Below are 21,413 nucleotides of genomic sequence, written 5' to 3' on the forward strand. Positions count from 1 at the left end.
CCGTGGCGACTGTGAGGTGACGATGTCCGAGGATGGCCCCGCCCCGCCGCACGACCGGCTCGCTCCCCTGCTGTTCGGATTCGCCCTGTCCCGCATCACGGCCGTCGGGCTGCGGTTGGACCTGCCCGGCCTGCTGGGAGACGACGCGAGGAGCACACCGGAGCTCGCGGCGGAGTGCGGTGCCAGCGTCGAGGGGCTCAGCCGACTGCTCAGGGCCCTGGCGGGCATCGGCGTGCTGGAACGGGAGGGGGAGGAGCTCTTCCGCCTCACCTCGCTGGGGCGGTCGCTGCGCGACGACGTCCCCGGGGCCGTGGGCGCCGTGCTGTCGACGTACGCCGAACCGGACCGGTGGGCGGCCTGGGGTGGGCTGGAGGCGGCGGTGCGGACGGGAACACCGGTGGCACGGCCCGCACCGAACGGGGAGCCTCCCCACGACGCCGGGGCAGCCCCCGAGCGGTTCGCGTTCCGGCCCGGGGCACGAGCGGTGGCGGAGGCCCAGGCCAGGGCACTGGTGGACGGGTACGACTTCTCCCGCTACCGCCACCTGGTGGACCTCGGCGGGGGAGACGGCACCCTGCTGGCCCAGGTGCTGCGCCGGCACCCCGACTGCCGGGCGACCGTCCTCGCCGCCGAACCGGGCCTGTCGGCGGCCCTGGGGGTGCTGGATGAGGCCGGGGTCGGCGAGCGGTGCGTCGCCGAGGAGGGCGACTGCTTCGCGGTCGTGCCCAGGGGCGGGGACGGCTACCTGCTGAGCAACCTGCTGCGCGGCTGGTCGGACGAGGAGGCGCTGGTGGTCCTGCGGCGCTGCCGGGCGGCGGTGGAGCCGGGCGGGGCGTCCCTCCTCGTCGTGACGGGCCTCGTACCGGAGTGGGACGACGACCACAGCCCCGAGGCCGCCCTGCTGAGCGCGCTCGACGACATGGAGATGATGGTGACCGGCGGGGGCCGTGAACGGCGGTCGCGCGAGTACCAGGACCTCTTCGGCGCCGCCGGACTGCGCCTGGACCGTGTCGTCACCGTGCCGGGTGAGGTGAACCTGCACGTGCTGGAGGCCAGCGCGGTGTGAGGGGAGGGGCGCGAGCCCGGGTGATCAGCACGTGGTTGACTGAACCCGCTATGAGACGTCCCGCCACCGCAGCCGCTCTCGCCGCCGTCGCCCTGCTGGCGGCGTGCTCCACGGAGCAGCCGGAGGACATGGCCACCACGCCACCCGCCGTGACCTCCTACGTCAGCCCGAGTGAGGTTCCACCGCCGCCGGTCGAGCCGGTCGTGGACGGTGACTGCCCCTACCTGGCCACCGCGAGCGTCGAGGACGTCAACGGTCAGCGCGTCGCGTCCGTCCGGCTGGGCGATGACGAGCCGCACCCGTCCTGCTTCTTCTACCGGGCGGACGGGCGGGAGCAGTTCCGGATCCGGGTCTTCGTCGGCGAGCCGTGGACCGCGAAGGCACTGGTCGACCAGGAGGCGCCGGTGGCGGACTCCCAGAGCGCCGACCTGCCGGGCGGCTGGACCGGCGGGCTGGCCAGCGGCACCGACGGCGGCGTCTTCGCCGTCTACCACCCGGAGAAGGGGGCGGCCGTGGTGGCGAGGACCAACCAGCAGCAGAGCTTCCCCGCCAGGGCGATGGTCGAGGAGGCCATCGGCGGCCTCGGCCTCTGACACCGGCCGGGACGCCGACGGCCTCCCCGCAGCACCTGGCGGGCGGCCTCAGCGCTTCCGGCTGTGCTCGCCCGTGTCGGAGTTCGCGCTCTCACCGCTCCCGTTGCGGGAGGCGTCGGTCACCCCGTTGGCCAAGGGGTCACCCTGCCGCTTCCGGTCGGACTCGGCCTCGGAGGGTTCGGGGCTGAGGTCCGCCTCGGCGAGGAACAGCTCCTCCTCCTGGCGCTTCGACGCCGCCACCGCCGCGGCACCCGCCGCCACGAGCGCCGCCAACACCCAGGGCCACCGGCGTCGGCGCGGGCGGTTCTGCTTCGCCAGCTCGGACCGCGCCTCCTTGGCCGCCTTCCTCAGCTGCTTCTGTGCCTTCGCCCGCTGCTTCACCAGCTTCTTCTTCCTCCTGTCCAGGCCCTTCCGAGCGTTCTTCGCGTTCTCGTCGATCAGTTCGGCGAGTTGGCCGGGAGCCAGCCCCCGCCGGGCGAGCCCGTCCTCGGCCCGCCGGGCGGCGTCCCGGGAGGCTCGCGCCCCCGAGCGACCCGCTCGCTGAGCGCCCTCCCGCACCGTCCTGATCCCGGTACCGACCGCCCGGCCCATTGACTCGCCGGCCGTCGCCATCGCCTTCACCTCGTCCAACGTTCCCTCCCCAACGTCCGTGACCGATGCCGTGGAATCCGGCTGGCCCCCGTCTGTGGAGATCAGCGCGGTACGGACAGCACTGTCGTCCAGGGGTTGCCCCGATCCTGCCGCTTCTATGCCTGGTTCGCTCGGATGGCACGATGGACCAGTGGTAGACAGCAAGGAATCACTCGTCGGGAAGGTGGTGACGGCCGTCCTGCACACCTCGCAGGGCGACATCCGTCTCGCCCTTTACCCGGACAAGGCCCCGAAAACCGTGCGGAACTTCGTGGGGCTCGCCACGGGTACGGCCGAGTACTCGGAGCCGAACGCGCGGGGAGAGCGGTCCGGCCCGTTCTACGACGGCGTCATCTTCCACCGGGTCATCAACGGATTCATGATCCAGACGGGTGACCCGACCGGGACCGGCCGCGGCGGCCCCGGATACCGGTTCCAGGACGAGTTCCACCCGGAGCTCCAGTTCAACCGGCCCTACCTGCTCGCGATGGCGAACTCCGGCCCCGGCACCAACGGCTCGCAGTTCTTCATCACCGTGGTGCCCACCACGCACCTGAACTTCAAGCACACCATCTTCGGCCAGGTCGCCGACCAGGAGTCGCGCAACGTCGTCGACGCCATCGCGGGTACCGCGACGGCGGCACACGACCGCCCGGTCACCGACGTGGTCATCGACCAGGTGACGGTCGAGGTCTCCGACCCCGAGTAGGGCGCCCTTCGCCGGGCGGCCCAGCGCCGCCGGTCGTGTCCGATCAGCCGAGCCGTCAGAAGCGGGGGCCACGCCATGACCGTGCCATCGGAACCGTCGCACGAGACCGGGGACACCACCCCACGCCCACCGGGCTGCTTCCGGCACCCGGACCGGGAGACGTGGCTGCGCTGCACCCGCTGCGAGCGCCCGGCCTGCCCGGCCTGCCTGCGGGAGGCGGCCGTCGGCTCGCAGTGCGTGGAGTGCGTGAGCGCGGGGCAACGCGACGTGCGGCGCCCGGTGACGGTGGCCGGAGCCAGGGTGGCCACCAAACCAGTGGTCGTCCCGGTCCTGCTGGCCATCAACGTGCTCGTCTTCGTGGCGACCGCGATCCTGGCTCGGGACCCGATGAACAACGCCAACTCGGAGCTCTTCGCCCAGTGGTCGCTCTGGCCGCCCCAGGTGGCCGCCGGCGAGTGGTGGCGCCTGCTCACCGCGGGGTTCCTGCACATCGGTCCGTTCCACCTGCTCGTCAACATGTACGCGCTGTGGATCCTGGGGCGTGACCTGGAGTCGCTGCTCGGCCGTCTCCGGTTCGTCGCCGTCTACCTGGTCTCGCTGTTCGGCGGCAGCATCGCCGTGTTCCTGCTCGGCAGCATGCAGACCAGCGTCGCCGGCGCCTCCGGCGCGGTCTTCGGACTGATGGGCGGCGTCGCCGTCGCGGCGCTGCGGCTCAAGGTCAACCCCAGGCAGGCCCTGCTGCTCATCGGCATCAACCTCGTGATCAGCGTGCTGATCCCGGGTATCTCCCTGCTCGGGCACCTCGGCGGACTGCTCGTCGGCTCGCTGGCCACGGCGGGCATGGTCTTCGCTCCCCGGGAGAGGCGAACGGCCGTCCAGGTCGGCACCATCGTCGGGATCCTCGTGCTGCTCGTGGTGGCGTTCCTGTTGCGGGACGCCCAGCTCGGCCCCTGGGGATGCGCGGCCGACGGCACCTGGTGCGTGCCGTTGACGCTCTGAGCGGACCGTCCCTCCCGGCCGGTCGATGACCCGTCGTGACGTCGACCCGCTCCACCGGGGTGGCGCGGCCGATCGGATCGGGGAGCGACCGGTCGGGGCTGTGGACAACTGACCCGCTCCGACCGGCCGCTTGTGCCTCGGGGCGCAAAGTTATCCACAGGAGTTGTCCCCAGTGGGGATTACTTACATCCGTGTACTTCGGTGACCCGGGGTGAGTGATTCGGGGCCGAACAGCGAACGACCCGAACGCGATGACACGTCCGGGTCGGGGGAAGGAACTCGTTCAGGGGCGGTCAACGCCACCGCATCGTCATCAGCAGGCCGGTGATCATCAACGCGAAGCCGACGAGGAAGTTCCAGGAACCCAACTCCGCCATCAGCGGAATCCGGTCACCGGCGATGTAGTTCACGATCAGCCACAGCAGCCCGAGCACCATCACCCCGAGCATCACCGCGACGTACAGCGGGTGCGAGGGGCCGATCGCCTTCGCCTTCACTGGAGTACGTTTGTCCGGCGGCGGGGTGTAGACATCCTTCTTGCGGACCTTGGACTTCGGCATGGTGTCCTCGCCTGCGTTGGCCGGTGTTCGACGACGTCTGATCGTTGACGACGGGACGACCGCGTTTCGCGGGGTGGCCGACCCGACACAACGACCACGTTAACGTAGTGGAAGACCGCCGCGAAGGACAGGTGTGAGCCCCACAGCACGTCGCCCACGGCCGAAGGGAGCCAGGTGATCCCGCCCGCTCCCCGGCCGCCCTGGGCGCGGCGCGCCGGGCTCGTGCGGTCGTCCCGTGCCTCCTCACGGATCCGGGTGGCACGCCCGCGCACCGGGTCGATCCCCACCCGGGTGCGCACCGGGGGCCGGGAAGTCACCGCGCCCGGTGAGGTGACCACTACCCTGTCAGAGCGCGCACGCCGCGGCCGCCCGTCCCCACCGACGTACCGACGCCGTGGCGCGCGCCGTCGGGGACGCACGAGCTGCGAGGTTCGTCCCGGAACGAGCCAGCCGCCCTCGGCGCCGTTCCGGCGTCAGAGGCATGCCCGCCGACCCCCGGGTCGGCGGACCCGAGCCAGGAGGTTGCGTGGTGAATGAGTTCCCGCCGACGGGGGACCAGTTCGGTGCTCGTCCCGGATCTCGTCATCAACCGCCGCCCCATCCCCGTCGGCACGCACGGTCGGAGGAACCCCGAGCGGAGGGGTTCCCCGAGGACGAGGAGCACTGGCCCGTCGCGGACCGGCAACCGGCCGAACCCCCCCACCCACCACGGCAGGCCCCGCACGAGGGACCGTCCCGTCCCGAGCGGCACCGCTACCGCGAACCGGACGAAGGGGCGGGCGGCCGAGCCGCCCCGCGCACCGGCCCCCTGACCCGCCGGCCTCCGGCAGGGCAGGAGGGCGCCCCGCAACGCACCCGCGCCCAACGGCGTCGGGACGGCGACCTCGATCCGCCCAGCTGGCCCGGCGCGGGCCAGAACCACCCGGTCGAGAACCCCCCACCGGGCTACTCCCCTCCGGGGCACACCGGCGAGGGCAGGCGCAGGCGACGGGCACCCGAACCCCCCGCCCCGACCGCGCACGAGACCCCACCGCCCGGTGAGGGCCGTCCCCCGCGTCGCCGCGCCGCCCCACCACCACCCCACCCCGCCGGAGCGGTGCCTGGTGGGACCCCGCGGCCGAGGGAACAGGACCCGCACCTCGCCTCCGAGACCTCGTGGCCCGGCGGCGAGACCCCGCCGACCGTGCGCGGTCGACTGCCAGGTGCCGAACCCACGACGGCCACCCCGTTCCCCGAAGGGGAGCCCCACCCGGCCCGTCCCCAGGCGGGGAGCCTGAACGCCCGACTCGACCCGGGACCCCACACCCCACCGCCCCCTGGCGCCCCGGCCGAACCCGGCGCCACCCAGCAGCTGCCCCCCGTCGGCGGTCGTCGTCGGCGGGTCGGCCCCCCCGTCCCCCCCGGCGGGGCGAGGCCCGCCCACGCCCCGGCAGCGGTGCCACCCGAGGAGCTCGACCAACCCACCGAGCTCATCCCCCCGGTCCCCGACCGCCCGGGCCGCCACGACACCGACGCCGAGCAGCGCGGGACGACGGTCGACGAGCACCCGGACCACGACGAGGAGCCGGACGACGAGCCGAACGCCGGGCGCGCCGAGGGGGCGGCGGACGTCGGGAAGCCACCGCGCCGGCGGGAGGGCGCCGGGCGGGTGGTCGCCCGGTCCGTCGGTGAGCTGATGCTCACCGCCGGCATGGTCGTCCTGCTGTTCGTCGTCTACGAGGTCTTCGTCACCGACTGGTTCGCCGCGCGGAACCGCGCGCAGGCGGAGGTGGAGTTGCAGGAGCGTTGGGCCGCGGGGGAGAACGAACGCGGGGAGGCGGTGTCCGTCCTCGAGGGCGACACCTTCGCGCAACTGTTCATCCCGTCGTTCGGCCCCGACTACCACATGCCGATCGTCGAGGGCACCTCCGACAGCCACCTCCAGATCGGGGTCGGGCACTACGTCAACACCGCCATGCCCGGCGAGGTCGGGAACTTCTCGATCGCCGGCCACCGCGACGGCTGGGGTTCCCCCTTCAACAACCTCGACCGGCTGCGCAGCTGCGACTCCCTCGTCATCGAGGACCGGGACAACTGGTACGTCTACCGGGTGCTCCCGATGGAGGACGAACTCGCCGACTGGGAAGCCACCCGCGCCGAGCGCCCGGAGTGCGTCGACGTGCCCTCCCTCCTCCAACCGGACGTGGAGGGCGGTGGCATCTACGGCGGCGTGGTGGGGCGGCACATCGTCGACCCCAGCCAGGGGGAGGTCATCCTCCCGGTGCCCAGCAACCGGGAAGCGGACATCACCGTCCCCGAGGCACGGCCGCTCATCACCCTGACCACCTGTCACCCGAGGTACTCCGACCGCCAGCGGATGATCATCCACGGGCTGTTGACCGCGCAGTACCCCAAGGAAGGCGAGGGCGCCGGCCCTCCGCCCGAGCTGTCCCAGTCCTAGGAGGCATCGGTGTACGGCTGGATCTGGCGGCACCTGCCCGGGCCCTTCGCGGTCCGGTTGGTGTTGGCGCTCGTCCTCGTGGCTGGCGTCTCCGCGTTGCTGCTCTTCGTCGTGTTCCCGTGGGTGGAGCCCCAGCTCCCGTGGAACAACGTCGACGTCCCCTCGGACGGCAACACGGTGGGTTGAGCCGCGTGGGTGGACGACTGGGCTAGCCTGTCCACGTGCGCGTTCTCGTCGTCGACAACTACGACAGCTTCGTCTACAACCTGGTCCAGTACCTGGCGCAGCTCGACGTCGACTGCGTCGTGCGCCGGAACGACGAGGTCGAGTGGTCGGACCTCACCCGCGTGGACGGCGTGCTGCTCAGCCCGGGCCCCGGGACCCCGGAGCGGGCCGGGGTCAGCATGGAGGTCGTCCGCCGCGCGGCGGACGCCCGGCTCCCCCTGCTCGGCGTGTGCCTCGGCCACCAGGCGATCGGCGCGGTGTGGGGTGCCGTCATCGAACGCGCTCCGGAACTGCTGCACGGGAAGACGAGCGAGGTCCACCACGAGGGCCTCGGTGTGCTCGCCGGCCTCCCCCGGCCCTTCACCGCCACCCGCTACCACTCCCTGACGGTCCGTCCGAGCACGGTGCCAGCCGAGTTCGAGGTCACCGGACGCACCGGGAGCGGGGTCGTCATGGCCATGCGCCACCGCGAGCTGCCCGTGGAAGGTGTCCAGTTCCACCCCGAGTCGGTGCTCACCGACGGTGGCCACCGGATGCTCGCGAACTGGCTCCGCCACTGCGGCCACCAGGTGCCGGAGGGCACCGTGCTCGAACTCGAACGGGGCATGCGCGCGGTCGCTCTCGCGGCCAGGACGTGAGGCGCGCCGCGCACCCCTCCGCTTCCGGTGTGGCCGGTCCGCCTCGTCGAGTGGGAGCGACCAGCGTGGCACCGGTGCCACGCTGACGGCCGGGGCGGGCCTCGAACCGCGTACCAGTCGATCCCCGGCACGGGTCCCGCACGACGCCCGCTCAACCCGGAGGGGTGTCCGGGGCGGGAGCGCCCTCCGGGCGCGGCCGGGGGAACGCCGCCGCCCTGCGCTGCCGGATGGTGGTGGCGATGGAGAACCTGATCGCGTCGGCCAGCTCGCGGGCCGCGTTCGGGGTCAGACCCACCCGGCTCCCCGCGGGCGAGGTGAGCCGCACCTGCACCGCATCCGCCTCCACGGTGAACAACTCCTCCGCGCCCCAGGCATCCCAGCAGGTCACGTCGGCGTGAAAGCGACCGTCGTACTTGACCATCCCAGACACCTCCACCTCCTCGGCACCCACGGCACCTCGTGCCGGGGATCCAGCGTCACCGCCTACGCCGATGAACGCAACGTGGAGTCAGTCAGCCGAGGGGGACCCGCCCGGCCGGGGGAGGGAGCGGGCCGGGCAGCGACGCGATCGGGGCACCGATATCGCGGACGGTGACGAATCGTCAACGGACTGTCGAGCACGTCGGGGGGCCACCCCACCCGGCCCGGACCACCACCTCCGGAACCCCGGCCAGTGGCGACGCCACCGGGAGCACCCCGGCCCCGAGGCGGGGCCGAGCGGTCAGCGGCCGCCCACACCACCCGGTGACGTGCCGGCCGGCGCCCGAAGGGCAGTCGCCTCAGCGCGTCCCGCGCAGGCTCGCCCGCCAGGCGGCGCGCAGCGGGTGGGTGTCGTAGACGATCCGCAGCTCGGCGATCGACCAGTCCTCGGTGAACGTCAACACATCCACGCAGTCGAAGGAGGTCGGCTGGCCGTCCGGGAGCCGCCAGTCGTACCGGAACCGCACCGCCGCCCGCCGCGTGTCGGCGACCGAGACGAACACGTCCAAGGGAGTCACCGCCGACCGCTGCGTCGCGGCCGCGAGTTCGGGGTAGAACTCCCGGGCGGGGATGCGGCCGGTCATCGGGGAGCTGACCACGCCGTCGTCCGAGAACAGCGCAAGCACGCCGGTCACGTCTCCGGCCGCCAACCGGCTCAGGTAACGGTCCGTCGTGCCCCGCACGTGGTCCTGGGCGGAGCTGTCCATGACCATCAGCGTACGGGACCGACCGGCCCAGCACGGAGCCGCGAGGCCCGCCCAGCGACCTCAGCCGGAGGGGAGGACGCTGAACGAACCCACCTGGACCTGGACGCTCTGGTTGCGACCGAGCGTCGCCCCCGGCGAGGGGGACTGGCTGAGGATCTGCCCGTCCTGCTCCAGGTTGTCCACCGGGACCTCGGTCTCCTCGAGGGAACCCGTCCAGCCGTCCTGTCCCAGCGCGTCCCGGGCCTCATCCACCGTCATGCCCGCCAGGTCCGTCATCGTGAGCTGGTCACCCTCGGACACGTCGAGCGTGATCGTCGCTCCCGGGTCGACCTTGGACCCCGACTCGGGCGACTGGGCCACCACCTCACCGGCCGGTTGGCTACCGCTGACGTTCCGCCGCGACACCTCGAAGCCGAGACTGCTCAACAGGCTCTCCGCCGAGTCGAACTGCTGGCCCACGACCGAGGGCACGGTGGACTGCTCCCGCTCGCGGCCCAGCGTGATGGACACCGACGTCCCCACCGGGACGGGGCCGGAACCCGCGGCGGGCGTCTGCGCGACCACCCGGTCCACCAGGCTCGAGTCCGAGGTCTGCTCGTAGCTGTAGGCCGGGTCGAGGTCCAGACCGAGCTCCTCCAACCGCCGCTTCGCGTCGTCCGAGGTCATCCTGCTGAGGTCGGGTACCTCGACGCTGTCCGGGCCGGTGCTCACCCAGTAGGCGACCGTGTCCCCCTCCTGGACCTCCGAGCCGAGACCCGGTTCGGAGCGGATCACCATCCCCTCCTCGACCTCGTCGGACGCCTCCTCGTTCTCCTCGCCGACGAGCCCGAGCTCCTCCAGCTCCGCGGCGGCCTCCTCGGCGGGAAGACCCACCAGGTCGGGGACGTTCACCAGCACCGGTTCGTCGTCCCCGGGTCCTGGGTCGGGTTCCTGCTGGTTGCCGAGCAGACCACTGGCCCACCACGCGCCGAGGCCCAGCACCACCACGCACAGCACCGTGACGAGCGCGGCCGTCCAACCCTTGCGACGCCGGCGGCGGCGCTCCTCCTCCTCGGCGAGCTCGTCGTAGTCGTCGTCCTCGTCCGACCGGTGGCGCCCACCGTCCGCGCCCTCGTCGGCCCCCATCATCGAGGTCCGTTCCTCGTCCGTCATCACCATCGGAGCGGAGGGACGCTGGCCCGAGAGCACCCGGACCAGGTCGGTGCGCATCTCGGCTGCGGACTGGTAGCGGTTCGCCGGGTTCTTGCTCATCGCCTTGAGGACGATCGCGTCCAGGGCGGCGGACACCCGTGAGTTGACCTCGGAGGGACGCCTCGGGTCCTCCCGCACGTGCTGGTAGGCGACCGCGACCGGCGAGTCGCCGGTGAACGGGGGCTCCCCGGTGAGCAGCTCGAAGAGGACGCAGCCCGCCGCGTACACGTCACTGCGGGCGTCCACCGCCTCGCCCCGCGCCTGCTCCGGCGACAGGTACTGCGCGGTGCCGATCACCGCGGCCGTCTGCGTGACCGCGGCCTGACCGTCGTGCAGGGCCCTGGCGATCCCGAAGTCCATCACCTTGACCGCGCCGGACTTCGTGATCATGATGTTCGCCGGCTTGACGTCCCGGTGGATGATGCCGTGCCGGTGGCTGAAGTCGAGCGCGGCGCAGGCGTCGGCCATGACCTCCATGGCCCGGCGGTTGGACAGCGGCCCGTCGCCCTTGACCATGTCCCGCAGGGTTCGGCCGTCGACGTACTCCATGACGATGTAGGGGAGGGGACCGTACTCGGTCTCGGTCTCCCCGGTGTCGTACACGGCGACGATCGCCGGATGGTTGAGCGCGGCCGCGTTCTGCGCCTCCCGGCGGAAACGGAGCTGGAACGTCGGGTCCCTCGCCAGGTCGGCACGCAGCACCTTCACGGCCACGTCCCTGCTGAGGCGGACGTCCCGGCCCTGGTGGACCTCGGACATGCCTCCGTAACCGAGCGTTCCGCCCAGTTCGTAGCGGTTGGAGAGCAGGCGCTGCGTGCTCATTACTACGTCGTCCCGATCCTCGTCAACGGTCGTCTCATGATGCCTGCCCGACGGCCGGCACCAAACCCCCGCCACTCCTCGGGAGTGGCGGACCGGCTGGTGCGGCCGCGGCCGCGCCGGGCGTGCCCCGCCCCTACTCCTGCGTGCACCACACCTCGACCTCGGTTCCGACCGGCACCTCGCCCTGGGCCGGGACAACCAGGTCGACCCAACAGTGTGCCGGGTCCTTCGGCGTACCCTCGTCCTCCTCCGTGCGCAGGCGAGGTTCGAGCCCCTGCTCGCGGAGCGCGTCGGCCACCACGTCGGCTGACCTCCCGAGCAACTCGCGGGGGTCGACCATCACCCCCGGCGTCCGGTCCGGCGGACCACCGCCGGCGGGATCGTCGGTGGGGCGGGTGTCCCCCGGGTACCGCTGCTGACCGGGAACCTCACTGAACTCCTCTCCCGTGTCCGTCCTCTCCACCGGCGTGTCGTGGGATGTCGGTTCCTGATTGTGCCCGAGGATGCGGGTGACGCCCCACACCGATACGGCCACCGCCGCGACGAGCAGGAGCACCACCGTCACCCACAGCGCGGTTCGCCCCCCGTTCGGAGGGGGAGGGCCGTGACCCGGCCCCGGGTAGGGGGCCTGATGACCGGCGCCGACCGGGTGGGGCGGGCCCCCACCCACGACACCGGCTGGTTGCGGCGGCATCCCGGCCGGGACGCTCGGTACCGGGCCGGTCGTGGCCGCGAGCGGAACCCCGAGCTGAGGAGCCAGTCCGGACGGCGGCGGCAGCGGTCGGCCAGCCCGCACGGCGGCCACGGCCGCGGCGAACTCGCCTCCGCTACGGTACCGACGACGCGGGTCCTTGACCAGGGTCGCGTCGATCAGCGCCCGCACCGCGGGTGGTACATCCACCGGAAGTGGCGGCGGCAACTCACGGATGTGCATCATCGCGACCGTGACCGCGTTGTCCGACACGAACGGGCGGTGCCCCATCAGGCACTCGTAACCCACCACCGCCAGCGAGTACACGTCACTCGTCGGTTCGGCCTCCCCGCCCAGCGCCTGTTCGGGGGCGATGTAGTGCGCCGTTCCCATCACCATTCCGGACCTGGTCACCGGGGCGGCGTCCGCCGCCTTGGCGATGCCGAAGTCCGTCAGCTTCACCCGACCGTCCGGGGACACCAGGATGTTGCCGGGTTTCACGTCCCGGTGCACCAGTCCGCGTTCGTGGGCGGCCTGCAACGCGTGGCCGGCCTGCTCCAGGACGTCCAGCGTCCGTTCCGCGGTGAGCCGGCCCTGCGTGGCGATGATCGCGGCGAGCGGGTCACCGACCACCCGCTCCATCACCAGGTAGGCGGTGTCCTCGGGGCCACCCGCGACCGCCGCCGTCTCGCCGTAGTCGTGCACCGAGGCGATGTTCTGGTGGTTCAGCGAGGCCGTCATCCTCGCCTCGGTCCGGAAGCGGTGCAGGAACTCGGCGTTGCCGCACAGCTCCGGTTTCAGCACCTTCACGGCGACCGTCCGGTCCAGGCGGGTGTCCGAGGCCTCCCACACCTCGCCCATGCCACCGACCGCGATCCGGTTACCCAGGCGGTAGCGGTCCGCGAGCAGCTGGCCGGAGGTCAGCACTGGTCAGCCACCTCCGAGGGCGGCCCGCATCACCTCACGCCCGAGGGGCGCGGCGACCTTGCCACCGGTGGCACCCAGACTGCGGTCCCCGCCGCTCTCCACCAGCACGGCCACCGCGACCTGCGGGTCCTCGGCGGGCGCGAAGGCCACGTACCAGGCGTGCGGCGGGTTCGCCCCCGGGTCGGTCCCCCACTGCGCGGTCCCCGTCTTCGACGCCACCGTGACGTTCGGCAGGACGTCACCTCCGCCACCGGTGTACTCCTCGGAGGCGATCATCATGTCGGTGAGCGTGGCCGCCGTCTCCGGGGAGATGGCCTGGTTCAGCTCGTCGGGCGATGTGCTGTCCAGCGTCGACAGGTCCGGGCCCAGGATGCTGTCCACCAGGTAGGGGGACATCCGCGTTCCACCGTTGGCGATGGTCGCCGCCATCATCGCGTTCTGCATCGGGGTCACCCGGACGTCCCGCTGCCCGATCCCCGCCTGGTACAGCTGCGCCACGTCGCCCAGCTCACCCATGCCCGAGGCCGCCACCCGGATCGGGATGAAGATCTCCTCGTCGAACCCGAACGACCGCGCCGTCTCCCGCATGGTGTCCGCGCCCAGCTCCCCGGAGATCTCCGCGAACGGCACGTTGCAGGACTCGGCCACGGCATCCTTCAGCGTCGCCGACTGCCCGTCGCCGCAGGGGTTGCGGTTGAAGTTCGGCAGGTCGGTGCTGGTGTTCGGCAGGGTGACCACCGGATCCGGGCTGACGCCGGTGTCCGACCGCCAGCCGTTCTCCAAGGCGGCGGCGGCGGTGATCAGCTTGAACGTCGACCCCGGGGGCTGGATCTCCTGGATGGCCCGGTTCCGCATCGGGCCGTCCTCCCGTTCCGTGTACTCCGCCCACGCCTCGGCCTGCACGTTGTTGTCGTGGTCGGCCAGCGGGCTCGGGTCGTAGGACGGCGTGTTCGCCATGGCGAGGATCGCCCCGGTCTTCGGGTCCAGCGCCACGATCGACCCGGTGAACCCCCGGTCCGCCAGCTGGTCGTAGGCGACCTGCTGCACGTGCGGGTCGACCGTCAGCCGGATCTTCCCGCCCTCCGGGTCCCGCCCGGTGATCAGGTCGGACAACCGCCGCACGAACAGCCGGTCGTCCGAACCGTTGAGGACGTCGTTCTCCACCGCCTCGATGCCCCGGCTGCCGTACCGGTCCGAGAAGAACCCGGTGATCGGCGCGTACACCGGACCGGCCGAGTACGTGCGCTGGAACCGAAGCCGCCCCCCGGTCTCCACGGCGCTCGCGATCACCTGGTCGCCGGCGAGGATGTCCCCCCGCTTCCGGGAGTACTCCTCCAGGGACTTCCGGACGCTGTTCCGGGGATCGGTGCGGTACTCGTCCGCCTTGATCACCTGGATGTAGGTGAGGTTGGCCATCAGCGCGACGACCAACAGCATCACGAACAGTGAGACTCGCCTCAGCGGTGTGTTCATGTCGGGCGCGCCACCATCTCCGTGTGTGCCTCCGCGATCGGCGCCTGCTTCGGCTTCGGCTTCGGCGGCGCCGCCGGGCGCCGCGCCGCGTCCGAGATCCGCAGCAGCAGCGCGATCAGGATGTAGTTGGCCAGCAGCGAGGACCCGCCGTAGGAGAGGAACGGCGCGGTGATGCCGGTGGAGGGGATGAGCTTGGTCACGCCGCCGACGACGATGAACACCTGGAGGCCGAGGGTGAACGCGAGACCGCCCGCCAGCAGCTTGCCGAAGCTGTCCCGCACCGCCAGCGCCGACCGCAGGCCGCGCATGACCAGCAGCAGGTAGAGGATGAGCACGGCGCTCAGGCCGACGAAGCCCATCTCCTCACCCATCCCGACGGTGATGAAGTCCGTGTGCGGCTCCGGCACGATGTCCGGCCGCCCCGACCCCAGGCCGCTGCCGAAGATCCCCCCGGAACCGAGGCTGAACAGCGACTGCACGATCTGGTAGCCGCCGCCGGCCTCGTCGTAGGTGGCGAAGGGGTCCATCCAGTTCGCGATCCGCTGCCGGACGTGCCCGAAGAGCTGGTACGCGACGAGGCACCCACCGACGAACAGCGTCAACCCCAGCACGACCCAGGCCGCGCGTTCGGTGGCGATGTAGAGCATCACCAGGACCATGCCGAAGAACAGCAGCGAGGTGCCGAGGTCCCGTTCGAAGACCAGGACCCCCACCGAGGCGCCCCAGGCGACGAAGAGCGGCGCCATGTCCCGGGCCCTGGGCCAGTTCATCCTCAGGAACGTGCGACCGGCGGCGGTGAACAGCTCCCGCTTCGAGACCAGGAAGGACGCGAAGAAGATCATCAGCAGGATCTTCGCGAACTCACCCGGCTGGATGGAGAAGCCGCCAGGGAATCGCAACCAGATCTTCGCGCCGTTGACCGTCGGCGCGATCGAGGAGAACGGGATGATCCCGGGCAGCGCCAGCGCGACCAACCCGACCAGGCCGCAGGTGTAGCCGTACTTCGCCAGCGGGCGGTGGTCCTTGATCCGCCACAGCGTGAGGATGAAGAAGGCGACCCCGATGACCATCCACATGATCTGCCGGCCGACCAGCGGGCCGCCGTAGAACGCGGCCTGCGCGTCCTCGGGGTTGATCTCCAGCCGGGAGGCCATCGCGAGGTCGATCCGGTGGATCATCACCAGGCCCAGCCCGTTCAGCAGGGCCGCGAAGGGCAGGATCAGCGGGTCGGCGTAGGGCGCCCACTTGCGCACCGCGAAGTGCGCGGCGGCGAACAACGCGAGGAACGCGGCCCCGTTGTACAGGATCTGCGAGGTCAGCGCGGCTTCCTGGTTGGCGTCCACCAGGATGTTGGCGATGCTCAGCAGCGCGGCCGAGAAGGCGAGCAGCCACAGCTCGGTGGTCCGCCGGGTCGGCGGCGGCGGAGGCCCGGCCGGCGCCGTGGCGACGGTCGGTGACTCGTCGCCCGGCGGTGAGGGCTGGTTCATCGGCTGCGACATCACCCGACCACCCGGCAGTCCACCCCGGGCTGCTCGCTGGGCTCGGGCTGCTCCTCGACCGCCGTCTCGGCGGGCCGGGAGAGGGCGGACTTGTCCGCCGCCTCGTCGGTGTCCGCTTCCCCGACGTCGGAGATCGCGTTCGGCGAGACCGAGCCGGGGGCGTCGCCGCCGGCGTCCTCGTCCTGGGGCCTGGTCCCCTCGCCGTCACCCCTGGTGCCCTGGCCGACCTCGTCGTCCTCGGAGGAGCACGGCGGGAGCAGCTGCTCGGTGCGCAGCCGGGCGATGGTGTTCCTGGCTTCCTGGAGGCTCTCGTTGATGATCCCGCCGCGCACGGTGTCCTGCGCGGCCGGCTTCAGGTCGGTGACGCTGATCTCGGCGCAGTCGGTCGCGTCCGGTTCGCAGGAGCCCTCGACCTCCCGCTGGAAGGGAACGCCGAGTAACGAGCCCTGGACACCCTGGAAGATGGCGACCCGGTCGTCGGCGGCGGTGCCGACGAAGTACTGGCCCATCACCCAGCTGTAGCCGAAGAACCCGCCGACGCCGAGGAGCACGAGCACCAGGAGCATGACGAGCGCCAGTCGGAGCCGCCCCTTCCTGGGCTGCTCGGGTTCGGCGGCGCGGGTCGGTTCCGGTCGTGCCGGTCTTGGCAACGTCGTGGCCGAGGCGCGGGCGGCGGCCGAGTCGGGTGGCGGGGGATCCTCGCTGCCGTCACCAGCGGCACCACCGACGATGGGGGCGTTCTCCCCGAACTCCACGTCGACGACGTCCGCGACGATCACGGTGACGTTGTCCGGGCCGCCGCTCTTGAGCGCCAGCTCGATGAGGCGGTCGGCACAGGCCTGCGGATCGGTGATGCGCAGGGCCTCGTCCAGCGTCTCGTGGGTGACGACGCCGGAGAGCCCGTCCGAGCAGAGCAGGTAGCGGTCGCCCGCTCTCGCCTCCCGGACGGTGAGGGTCAGTTCGACGTCGTTGCCGGTCAACGCGCGCAACAACAGCGAACGCTGGGGATGGTTGGCGGCATCCTGTTCGGTGATGCGGCCCTCGTCGATCAGCGACTGCACGAAGGTGTCGTCGTGGGTGATCTGGCCGAGGGTGCTGTCCCGCAGCAGGTAGGCCCGGGAGTCGCCGACGTGGACCAGCCCGAGCCGGCTCCCGGCGAAGAGCACCGCGGTCAGCGTGGTGCCCATCCCCTCCAGTTCGGGATCACCGGCGACCAGCTCGTTGAGCATGCCGTTGCCGTTGCTGACGGCGTCCTCGAGCTGGCCGAGGAGGTCGTCGCCCGGCTCGTCGTCGTCGAGGGGCGCGAGGGCCGCGATGACGACCTTGCTCGCGACCTCGCCCGCGGCGTGGCCGCCCATGCCGTCGGCGAGGGCCAGGAGTCGGGGGCCGGCGTAGACGGAGTCCTGGTTGTTGGAACGAACCAGTCCACGGTCACTGCGGGCCGCGTAGCGGAGGACGAGGGTCATGAGTGCAGCTCGATCACCGTCTTGCCAATACGGATCGGGGCCCTGAGCGGGACTCGGGTCGGACCCGTGACCTTCGCCCGGTCGAGGTAGGTGCCGTTGGTGGAGCCGAGGTCCTCCACGTACCAGTCACTGCCGCGCAGCACCAGCCGCGCGTGCCGTGTCGAGGCGTAGTCGTCGTCGAGCACCAGCGTGGAATCGTCCGCCCTGCCGATCGAGATGGGCCGGCCGTCCAGGGCGATTCGCGTCCCCGCCAGCGCGCCCTGGGTGACCAGGAGCTGCCGGGGAGACTTCGCGCCCTTGGGCTGCCGAGGCTGCGCCCGCCGGGTGTTCGGCACCGACGCCCGCAACCCGGAGGCAGCGTAGAGATCGGAGCGAACCACCCGGAGCGCGGCCAGCACGAACAACCAGAGCAGAGCGAGGAATCCCGCTCTGGTCAGCTGAATCACCAGCTCTGGCACGTTTCACCCCCACCCGCGTGGGGATACCCGTCTTCCACTGTCTCCGACCGCTCCCGCCTGGAGGACACCCAAAAGGTACGGCCGGCTCAGCCCTGGCTCCGGAACACCAGGGACGAGTGGCCGATGCGGACGACGTCACCGTCGGCAAGCTGCCAAGTCTGCACCGAGTTGCCGTTGACCGTGGTCCCGTTGGTGGAACCGAGGTCGGCCAGCGTCGCACTCTGCCCATCCCAGGTGATCTCCAGGTGGCGCCGGGAGACACCGGTGTCGGGCAGCCGGAAGTGCGCGTCCTGGCCTCGCCCGACGACATTGCTGCCCTGGGTCAGCGTGTAGGTGCGGTTCGAGCCGTCGTCCAGCTGAAGGATAGCCGTCACCTGTCGGGGCCCGGTGCGCACGGCAGGCGGGGCGTATCCGGGCGCGCCCTGCTGGTCGTAGCCGGGCTGGCCGCCGTAGCCCTGTTGCGGCTGCTGGCCGTAGCCCTGGTCGTAGCCCTGGGGGGCGCCGCCGTAGCCCTGGTCGTACCCCTGCGGGGCGCCGCCGTAGCCCTGCTGCTGCTGTTGCTGCTGGCCGTAGCCGGGCTGGCCCTGGCCGTAGCCCTGGTCGTAGCCCTGGGGGGCGCCGCCGTAGCCCTGGTCGTAGCCGGGCTGGCCCTGGCCGTAGCCCTGTTGCTGCTGCTGGCCGTAGCCCTGGTCGTAGCCCTGGGGGGCGCCGCCGTAGCCCTGTTGCTGCTGCTGGCCGTAGCCCTGGTCGTAGCCGGGCTGGCCCTGGCCGTAGCCCTGGTCGTAACCGTACTGGCCCTGGCCGTAGCCCTGGTCATACCCGTACTGACCGGGCTGGCCGTACGGGTCGCTCTCGGGGTACTGCTGGCCGGGTGGCTGGCTCATGGGTCGTTCTCCTGTGTTGCGAGGTGGTGCCGGCCGCTGACCCGCATCCGGGTCGACGGACGAGCTGGTTCGGAACTGTCCCGTGTGCAGCGTTTCAGAGCGCTCCAGGGAGACTACGACGTCACCATATGTATCCCACCCTTGTTCGGCGAGGTGCTCCTTGACGCAGTCAGCGAGCAGCTGGGTGACCTGTTGCTCGTTGCCTGATAGTCGATCGTGGTCACCGGGACCCAGCGTTACCACGAAGTGGTTGGGGGCCAGGAGACGGCCGCCAGCCAGTTCCCGGACGTTGCCGTCAGCGTCGCGTTGCAGGCTCTGGGCGAGTTCCTGCGGGACGACGCTGCCGCCGAACACCCGGGCGAAGGTGTTACCAATGACGCCTTCGAGACGGCGCTCGAAGCGCTGCACGAGGCCCACCACATACCTCCACCTGATGCGACTACCTCCCCGATCGTATCCGTGCCGGAGGGGTGGGACATGCCCCCGTTCCAACTAGGTTCTGGGGCGTGCTAGGCTTTCGTCGTCGGTCAGCGAGACCAACTCCACTCGGGCGAGTGGCGGAATGGCAGACGCGCACGGTTCAGGTCCGTGTGTCCGTAAGGACGTGAGGGTTCAACTCCCTCCTCGCCCACCACCCTACGGGCGGCTCCGGTTCACGCACAGCGTGGCGGAGCCGCCCGTAGTCGTTCGTGGGGTGCTCCCCCTCCGCCCAGCCCGGCGCACCGTCACCCCCGGCGTCCCCTGCCCGCCGCGCGCGGGCGGTCCTGGTCCTCGCCCGGCGGCCGGGACATCTCGCCCCGGCGCGGTGCGGTGTTCCGGGGCCGGGGCCGCTCGGAGGGTGCCGTGGGGCGTTGTCGGGGTCGCGGGCCCGGTGATCACGCGAACGGTTGACCAGCCACCGGGCCTGGCCTCCCGCCCTCCCCGGTTGGCGAATCGCGCTGACCCCGTTTCGGTCGTGGTGGAACCCGGATGTCCATTCGTCGGGTGTGGATGCGCATTCGGCGATCCGCGTGGTGGTTCTCGGATCGTGCGGATGGTGATGTTCGGTTCAGTGCTGACAAAAGTCACCCCAAAAGTGGCGGGCGGGTGACAGGAAGTGTCGAGGTGCTACGTGAAACGCCCTTGAACCACCACCTCGGGATGCCACTCGCCCACACTTCCCATGTCGGCCGGAAGAACTCCTCGAATAGCCCGTTCGGCCGCATGCTGTGGTGTGGCGGTTCCGGGGCCGATCGTCCCCTCCGCCACCGCTAAGGGTCTCAGGGGAGATCATTATTCGCAAGGGATAGTACTACTCGCTGGTTCTTTCGTCCGCTGGTTTTCGCTGGTCACTCGAACGGCGGCATCGCTCGGCCGAAACCCGGGAACCGGTCGTCGACCGGTCATCGACCGCTCAACGCCGTCGGTCGCAGTGGTCGCATCGCTCTGGAGGAGTTTCTCAACGGAGCTGGTAACTCTGCTTAACGAACATTCGTCGCGACGGAATAGCGTCGCTGTTCACCCCGAGGAGGCGATGCCGGTGAGCCGCACACCTGGGCACGCGACCGGACCCCATTCCGACGTGTTGCCCACCCGGCCGAGGCCGGAGGTCGACCTGGCGGATCCACCCGAGAGCCTGAGCGAGGCAGTGGTCTCCGTTCTCGGGTGGCGCGGCGTGGCGTTGCCCGCCATGACGTTGCTCGGGCGACGGGTCGTTCCCGTCGCCGAACTGGTTCCCGAGGCCCACGCCGAGAGGTTGTGCCTTGGGTTCGGACCCAACACCGACCGCACCTCGGTCGCCACCTGGACGTGGCCCGAGATGGCCGGTCGCGTGCCGCCACCCGCGGTGCGCCTGTCCGGGGTCATCTCCTTCGCCCGCCACTGGCGGACCGCGCTGGGGTCGGCCGCTCCCTTCGCCCGGCACTGCGGCGCGGCGATGGTGCTGCCCGCCGCCGTCCACGGCATCGACGACTACCTCGACAACGCGCCGGGCCGTGCCCGCCGGCACGGTGTCTCCGTCCTCACCGCCGACGAGCACACGCTGCGCATCGACCAGACGGCGTGGGCCGACACGGTGAGCCCCGGGGGGTCGGTGACCGGGAGGTGGTTGCGGGAGTTGGTCTACGAGCGGTTGATCGCGCACATGGTCCGGGACGTGGCCGACCGGAGGGGCTGCCTCGCCGACTGACCCGGCCGGCGGGTACGTCGTGGACGGCGTCGCGGGCGCCGAGCGGTTAACGTTCTCGGATGCATGTAGTCATCGCCGGAGGACACGGGAAGATCGCACTCATCCTGCAGCGGTCGCTGGCCGCGCGGGGCGACAGCGTCACCGGGCTGATCCGCGATCCCGGTCACCTCGACGACGTCGCGAGCACGGGAGCGAGCGGAGTCGTGCTCGACCTGGAGTCAGCGGACCGGGGTGAGGTCGTGCGGCAGCTGGAGGGAGCGGACGCCGTGGTCTTCGCCGCCGGTGCGGGGCCGGGCAGTGGCGTGGCGAGGAAGGACACCGTGGACCGTGCCGCGGCCGTGCTCCTCGCGGATGCGGCCGAGGCGGCGCGGGTGCCCCGGTTCGTCCAGATCAGCGCGATGGGTCTCGACCGGGCCGAGGACGAGGGGATGGACGAGGTCTTCGCGGCCTATCTCCGGGCGAAAGCGGCGGCCGAACGGGATTTGCGTTCGAGGAATCTGGACTGGACCATTCTGCGACCTGGGCGCCTGACCGACGACCCGGGCGCCGGCCGGGTCCACCTGGCCGAACGGGTGGAACCGGGTGAGGTTTCCCGAACGGACGTGGCCTCGGTACTTCTGGAGCTGTTGGGCAGCGGTGCCGGTACGAGGAAAACACTGGAACTCGTCGGTGGTGGCACTCCGGTCGACGAGGCGGTCGCCGGTATTTGACCCGGACTTCACCTTCGGTGGCCCGCTGCCGGTGGTATCGCGACGCCCAGGACGCGCGGAAGGGCCGCTCCCCGGAAA

At 71.4% G+C, this 21,413-nt stretch carries 20 protein-coding genes and 1 tRNA gene; 10 read left to right on the forward strand and 11 right to left on the reverse strand.

The window, feature by feature from the left end; translation table 11 throughout:
* Window positions 1-22 precede the first annotated feature (22 nt).
* Both ACOJVX_RS00075 and ACOJVX_RS00080 read left to right on the forward strand, forming a co-directional pair.
* Complete coding sequence (locus ACOJVX_RS00075) at window positions 23-1,066, forward strand: methyltransferase (RefSeq protein ID WP_422647143.1); 1,044 nt, start codon at window positions 23-25, stop codon at window positions 1,064-1,066.
* A 50-nt stretch (window positions 1,067-1,116) separates the two neighbouring features.
* Window positions 1,117-1,659, forward strand: a complete 543-nt coding sequence (locus ACOJVX_RS00080; RefSeq protein ID WP_026417844.1) for a DUF2020 domain-containing protein — start codon at window positions 1,117-1,119, stop codon at window positions 1,657-1,659.
* A gap of 48 nt (window positions 1,660-1,707) precedes the next feature.
* On the opposite strand, the gene ACOJVX_RS00085 is transcribed toward ACOJVX_RS00080, so the two are convergent.
* Complete coding sequence (locus tag ACOJVX_RS00085; RefSeq protein WP_418154880.1) at window positions 1,708-2,289, reverse strand: hypothetical protein; 582 nt, start codon at window positions 2,287-2,289, stop codon at window positions 1,708-1,710.
* Between the two features lie 151 nt (window positions 2,290-2,440).
* Between ACOJVX_RS00085 and ACOJVX_RS00090 the strand changes: the two genes are divergently transcribed.
* Window positions 2,441-2,998 carry a peptidylprolyl isomerase gene (locus ACOJVX_RS00090; protein ID WP_026417843.1) on the forward strand — a complete coding sequence of 186 codons (558 nt, stop codon included), beginning with the start codon at window positions 2,441-2,443 and terminating at the stop codon, window positions 2,996-2,998.
* 75 nt (window positions 2,999-3,073) lie between these two features.
* Window positions 3,074-3,997, forward strand: a complete 924-nt coding sequence (locus ACOJVX_RS00095) for a rhomboid family intramembrane serine protease (RefSeq protein ID WP_418154881.1) — start codon at window positions 3,074-3,076, stop codon at window positions 3,995-3,997.
* Between the two features lie 293 nt (window positions 3,998-4,290).
* Here the strand turns inward: ACOJVX_RS00095 and crgA are convergent, their stop codons facing one another.
* The gene (gene crgA / locus ACOJVX_RS00100) at window positions 4,291-4,557 is read right to left on the reverse strand and encodes a cell division protein CrgA (RefSeq protein ID WP_026417841.1); all 267 of its coding nucleotides are present in this window, start codon (window positions 4,555-4,557) and stop codon (window positions 4,291-4,293) included.
* Between the two features lie 1,183 nt (window positions 4,558-5,740).
* Between crgA and ACOJVX_RS00105 the strand changes: the two genes are divergently transcribed.
* The 3 genes from ACOJVX_RS00105 to ACOJVX_RS00115 are packed head-to-tail and all read left to right on the forward strand — an operon-like array spanning window position 5,741 to window position 7,860.
* Window positions 5,741-6,997, forward strand: coding sequence for a class E sortase (locus ACOJVX_RS00105; protein ID WP_422647144.1), 1,257 nt, complete (start codon window positions 5,741-5,743; stop codon window positions 6,995-6,997).
* Between the two features lie 9 nt (window positions 6,998-7,006).
* Window positions 7,007-7,183 (forward strand): hypothetical protein, encoded by a 177-nt coding sequence (locus ACOJVX_RS00110; RefSeq protein WP_169731678.1) that lies wholly within the window; start codon window positions 7,007-7,009, stop codon window positions 7,181-7,183.
* Window positions 7,184-7,218: 35 nt separating this feature from the next.
* Window positions 7,219-7,860, forward strand: coding sequence for an aminodeoxychorismate/anthranilate synthase component II (locus tag ACOJVX_RS00115; RefSeq protein ID WP_026417839.1), 642 nt, complete (start codon window positions 7,219-7,221; stop codon window positions 7,858-7,860).
* Between the two features lie 151 nt (window positions 7,861-8,011).
* On the opposite strand, the gene ACOJVX_RS00120 is transcribed toward ACOJVX_RS00115, so the two are convergent.
* From ACOJVX_RS00120 to ACOJVX_RS00160, 9 genes are all read right to left on the reverse strand, one after another.
* On the reverse strand, window positions 8,012-8,290 hold the full coding sequence (locus tag ACOJVX_RS00120) for a hypothetical protein (protein WP_155886047.1): 279 nt from the start codon (window positions 8,288-8,290) through the stop codon (window positions 8,012-8,014).
* A 349-nt stretch (window positions 8,291-8,639) separates the two neighbouring features.
* Window positions 8,640-9,047 (reverse strand): nuclear transport factor 2 family protein, encoded by a 408-nt coding sequence (locus ACOJVX_RS00125; protein ID WP_051313633.1) that lies wholly within the window; start codon window positions 9,045-9,047, stop codon window positions 8,640-8,642.
* A gap of 60 nt (window positions 9,048-9,107) precedes the next feature.
* A complete protein-coding gene (gene pknB, locus ACOJVX_RS00130; protein ID WP_422647145.1) occupies window positions 9,108-11,060 on the reverse strand; it encodes a Stk1 family PASTA domain-containing Ser/Thr kinase in 1,953 nt (650 codons plus the stop codon).
* Between the two features lie 133 nt (window positions 11,061-11,193).
* The gene (locus tag ACOJVX_RS00135) at window positions 11,194-12,678 is read right to left on the reverse strand and encodes a serine/threonine-protein kinase (protein ID WP_026417835.1); all 1,485 of its coding nucleotides are present in this window, start codon (window positions 12,676-12,678) and stop codon (window positions 11,194-11,196) included.
* 3 nt (window positions 12,679-12,681) lie between these two features.
* Window positions 12,682-14,151: a peptidoglycan D,D-transpeptidase FtsI family protein gene (locus ACOJVX_RS00140; RefSeq protein WP_026417834.1), complete on the reverse strand. Its 1,470-nt coding sequence runs from the start codon at window positions 14,149-14,151 to the stop codon at window positions 12,682-12,684.
* Complete coding sequence (locus ACOJVX_RS00145) at window positions 14,148-15,650, reverse strand: FtsW/RodA/SpoVE family cell cycle protein (protein ID WP_026417833.1); 1,503 nt, start codon at window positions 15,648-15,650, stop codon at window positions 14,148-14,150. Before ACOJVX_RS00145 ends, ACOJVX_RS00140 begins: the two co-directional genes overlap by 4 nt.
* Complete coding sequence (locus ACOJVX_RS00150) at window positions 15,650-17,116, reverse strand: PP2C family protein-serine/threonine phosphatase (protein WP_026417832.1); 1,467 nt, start codon at window positions 17,114-17,116, stop codon at window positions 15,650-15,652. Before ACOJVX_RS00150 ends, ACOJVX_RS00145 begins: the two co-directional genes overlap by 1 nt.
* Window positions 17,113-17,574: an FHA domain-containing protein FhaB/FipA gene (locus tag ACOJVX_RS00155; RefSeq protein ID WP_016700086.1), complete on the reverse strand. Its 462-nt coding sequence runs from the start codon at window positions 17,572-17,574 to the stop codon at window positions 17,113-17,115. Before ACOJVX_RS00155 ends, ACOJVX_RS00150 begins: the two co-directional genes overlap by 4 nt.
* A gap of 86 nt (window positions 17,575-17,660) precedes the next feature.
* Window positions 17,661-18,875 carry a DUF3662 and FHA domain-containing protein gene (locus ACOJVX_RS00160; RefSeq protein ID WP_422647146.1) on the reverse strand — a complete coding sequence of 405 codons (1,215 nt, stop codon included), beginning with the start codon at window positions 18,873-18,875 and terminating at the stop codon, window positions 17,661-17,663.
* 131 nt (window positions 18,876-19,006) lie between these two features.
* On the opposite strand from ACOJVX_RS00160, the gene ACOJVX_RS00165 reads away from it, so the two are divergent.
* The 3 genes from ACOJVX_RS00165 to ACOJVX_RS00175 all read left to right on the forward strand — a co-directional run bounded on the left by ACOJVX_RS00165 (window position 19,007) and on the right by ACOJVX_RS00175 (window position 21,335).
* Window positions 19,007-19,092: transfer RNA gene (locus ACOJVX_RS00165), tRNA-Leu, on the forward strand.
* An 879-nt stretch (window positions 19,093-19,971) separates the two neighbouring features.
* Complete coding sequence (locus tag ACOJVX_RS00170; RefSeq protein ID WP_026417830.1) at window positions 19,972-20,625, forward strand: hypothetical protein; 654 nt, start codon at window positions 19,972-19,974, stop codon at window positions 20,623-20,625.
* 59 nt (window positions 20,626-20,684) lie between these two features.
* Window positions 20,685-21,335, forward strand: coding sequence for an NAD(P)H-binding protein (locus tag ACOJVX_RS00175; RefSeq protein WP_026417829.1), 651 nt, complete (start codon window positions 20,685-20,687; stop codon window positions 21,333-21,335).
* The last annotated feature ends 78 nt before the right edge of the window (window positions 21,336-21,413 follow it).

This window comes from Actinoalloteichus caeruleus, assembly GCF_049311605.1.
Taxonomy (GTDB): domain Bacteria; phylum Actinomycetota; class Actinomycetes; order Mycobacteriales; family Pseudonocardiaceae; genus Actinoalloteichus_B; species Actinoalloteichus_B caeruleus.